This is a genomic window from Pseudomonas sp. PA-1-6B, from assembly GCF_021609545.1.
Taxonomy (GTDB): domain Bacteria; phylum Pseudomonadota; class Gammaproteobacteria; order Pseudomonadales; family Pseudomonadaceae; genus Aquipseudomonas; species Aquipseudomonas fluorescens_BV.
Genome location: NZ_WJZM01000107.1, coordinates 1 through 3,605, shown reverse-complemented (window position 1 = coordinate 3,605; position 3,605 = coordinate 1). Strand labels below are relative to the sequence as shown.

Here is a 3,605-nt window from a genome sequence, read left to right as displayed (position 1 = left end):
GGAATTTAATCTTGACGATGACCTACTCTCACATGGGGAAACCCCACACTACCATCGGCGATGCATCGTTTCACTGCTGAGTTCGGGATGGGATCAGGTGGTTCCAATGCTCTATGGTCGTCAAGAAATTCGGGTACTGAGTCGTGGCCAGCTGGCCTCGCTTCAGCAAATTGGGTATGTGATAGATCGTGGTGTTTTGTGAGCGTCGAACTTTCGGTTCATTGCGTCTTCACACACCGCAATCTGGCCTTTCGACTCAAATTGCTTGGGTGTTATATGGTCAAGCCTCACGGGCAATTAGTATTGGTTAGCTCAACGCCTCACAGCGCTTACACACCCAACCTATCAACGTCGTAGTCTTCGACGGCCCTTCAGGGAACTCAAGGTTCCAGTGAGATCTCATCTTGAGGCTAGTTTCCCGCTTAGATGCTTTCAGCGGTTATCTATTCCGAACATAGCTACCCGGCAATGCCACTGGCGTGACAACCGGAACACCAGAGGTTCGTCCACTCCGGTCCTCTCGTACTAGGAGCAGCCCCTCTCAAATCTCAAACGTCCACGGCAGATAGGGACCGAACTGTCTCACGACGTTCTAAACCCAGCTCGCGTACCACTTTAAATGGCGAACAGCCATACCCTTGGGACCGGCTTCAGCCCCAGGATGTGATGAGCCGACATCGAGGTGCCAAACACCGCCGTCGATATGAACTCTTGGGCGGTATCAGCCTGTTATCCCCGGAGTACCTTTTATCCGTTGAGCGATGGCCCTTCCATACAGAACCACCGGATCACTAAGACCTACTTTCGTACCTGCTCGACGTGTCTGTCTCGCAGTCAAGCGCGCTTTTGCCTTTATACTCTACGACCGATTTCCGACCGGTCTGAGCGCACCTTCGTACTCCTCCGTTACTCTTTAGGAGGAGACCGCCCCAGTCAAACTACCCACCATACACTGTCCTCGATCCGGATAACGGACCTGAGTTAGAACCTCAAAGTTGCCAGGGTGGTATTTCAAGGATGGCTCCACGCAGACTGGCGTCCACGCTTCAAAGCCTCCCACCTATCCTACACAAGCAAATTCAAAGTCCAGTGCAAAGCTATAGTAAAGGTTCACGGGGTCTTTCCGTCTAGCCGCGGATACACTGCATCTTCACAGCGATTTCAATTTCACTGAGTCTCGGGTGGAGACAGCGCCGCCATCGTTACGCCATTCGTGCAGGTCGGAACTTACCCGACAAGGAATTTCGCTACCTTAGGACCGTTATAGTTACGGCCGCCGTTTACCGGGGCTTCGATCAAGAGCTTCGCGTTAGCTAACCCCATCAATTAACCTTCCGGCACCGGGCAGGCGTCACACCCTATACGTCCACTTTCGTGTTTGCAGAGTGCTGTGTTTTTAATAAACAGTCGCAGCGGCCTGGTATCTTCGACCGGCATGAGCTTACGGAGCAAGTCCTTCACCCTCACCGGCGCACCTTCTCCCGAAGTTACGGTGCCATTTTGCCTAGTTCCTTCACCCGAGTTCTCTCAAGCGCCTTGGTATTCTCTACCCAACCACCTGTGTCGGTTTGGGGTACGGTTCCTGGTTACCTGAAGCTTAGAAGCTTTTCTTGGAAGCATGGCATCAACCACTTCGTTATCTAAAAGATAACTCGTCATCAGCTCTCGGCCTTGAAATCCCGGATTTACCTAAGATTCCAGCCTACCACCTTAAACTTGGACAACCAACGCCAAGCTGGCCTAGCCTTCTCCGTCCCTCCATCGCAATAACCAGAAGTACAGGAATATTAACCTGTTTTCCATCGACTACGCTTTTCAGCCTCGCCTTAGGGACCGACTAACCCTGCGTCGATTAACGTTGCGCAGGAAACCTTGGTCTTTCGGCGTGGGTGTTTTTCACACCCATTATCGTTACTCATGTCAGCATTCGCACTTCTGATACCTCCAGCAAGCTTCTCAACTCACCTTCACAGGCTTACAGAACGCTCCTCTACCGCATCACTTACGTGATACCCGTAGCTTCGGTGTATGGTTTGAGCCCCGTTACATCTTCCGCGCAGGCCGACTCGACTAGTGAGCTATTACGCTTTCTTTAAAGGGTGGCTGCTTCTAAGCCAACCTCCTAGCTGTCTAAGCCTTCCCACATCGTTTCCCACTTAACCATAACTTTGGGACCTTAGCTGACGGTCTGGGTTGTTTCCCTTTTCACGACGGACGTTAGCACCCGCCGTGTGTCTCCCATGCTCGGCACTTGTAGGTATTCGGAGTTTGCATCGGTTTGGTAAGTCGGGATGACCCCCTAGCCGAAACAGTGCTCTACCCCCTACAGTGATACATGAGGCGCTACCTAAATAGCTTTCGAGGAGAACCAGCTATCTCCGAGCTTGATTAGCCTTTCACTCCGATCCACAGGTCATCCGCTAACTTTTCAACGGTAGTCGGTTCGGTCCTCCAGTTAGTGTTACCCAACCTTCAACCTGCCCATGGATAGATCGCCCGGTTTCGGGTCTATTCCCAGCGACTAGACGCCCTATTAAGACTCGCTTTCGCTACGCCTCCCCTATTCGGTTAAGCTCGCCACTGAAAATAAGTCGCTGACCCATTATACAAAAGGTACGCAGTCACCCAACAAAGTGGGCTCCCACTGCTTGTACGCATACGGTTTCAGGATCTATTTCACTCCCCTCTCCGGGGTTCTTTTCGCCTTTCCCTCACGGTACTAGTTCACTATCGGTCAGTCAGTAGTATTTAGCCTTGGAGGATGGTCCCCCCATATTCAGACAAAGTTTCTCGTGCTCCGTCCTACTCGATTTCATGACTAAGAGATTTTCGCGTACAGGGCTATCACCCACTATGGCCGCACTTTCCAGAGCGTTCCGCTAATCTCAAAGCCACTTAAGGGCTAGTCCCCGTTCGCTCGCCACTACTAAGGGAATCTCGGTTGATTTCTTTTCCTCAGGGTACTTAGATGTTTCAGTTCCCCTGGTTCGCTTCTTGCACCTATGTATTCAGTACAAGATAACCATCTTATGATGGCTGGGTTCCCCCATTCAGACATCTCCGGATCAAAGTCTGTTTGCCGACTCCCCGAAGCTTTTCGCAGGCTACCACGTCTTTCATCGCCTCTGACTGCCAAGGCATCCACCGTATGCGCTTCTTCACTTGACCATATAACCCCAAGCAATCTGGTTATACTGTGAAGACGACATTCGCCGAAAATTCGAATTTCTCAGTTAAGAGAACTCACAAATTTTACCTTAGCCTGATCCGTTACCAGTGAAAGTAACGTTCAGTCTATCTTTCTATCACATACCCAAATTTTTAAAGAACGAACTAGTCAAAGACTAGAAATCAACATTCACCATCACAACAATGGAATGCTCATTTCTAAGCTTTATACAAACAGAAGCAGTAGTGGTGGAGCCAAACGGGATCGAACCGTTGACCTCCTGCGTGCAAGGCAGGCGCTCTCCCAGCTGAGCTATGGCCCCGTATTTCTACAGGCGTTTCCCACACAAAATTGGTGGGTCTGGGCAGATTCGAACTGCCGACCTCACCCTTATCAGGGGTGCGCTCTAACCAACTGAGCTACAGACCCAATTTCG

The 3,605-nt window shown here is 50.8% G+C and carries 2 tRNA genes and 2 rRNA genes; all 4 read right to left on the bottom strand.

From position 1 onward, the window contains the following. Nucleotides 1-9 precede the first annotated feature (9 nt). The 4 genes from rrf to GIV35_RS26990 all read right to left on the bottom strand — a co-directional run bounded on the left by rrf (nt 10) and on the right by GIV35_RS26990 (nt 3,598). Nucleotides 10-125 (bottom strand): 5S ribosomal RNA (gene rrf, locus GIV35_RS27005). A gap of 151 nt (nt 126-276) precedes the next feature. Beyond that, nucleotides 277-3,168 (bottom strand): 23S ribosomal RNA (locus tag GIV35_RS27000). 247 nt (nt 3,169-3,415) lie between these two features. Further along, nucleotides 3,416-3,491, bottom strand: a tRNA-Ala gene (locus tag GIV35_RS26995). 30 nt (nt 3,492-3,521) lie between these two features. Next, nucleotides 3,522-3,598, bottom strand: a tRNA-Ile gene (locus GIV35_RS26990). Nucleotides 3,599-3,605: the final 7 nt, after the last annotated feature.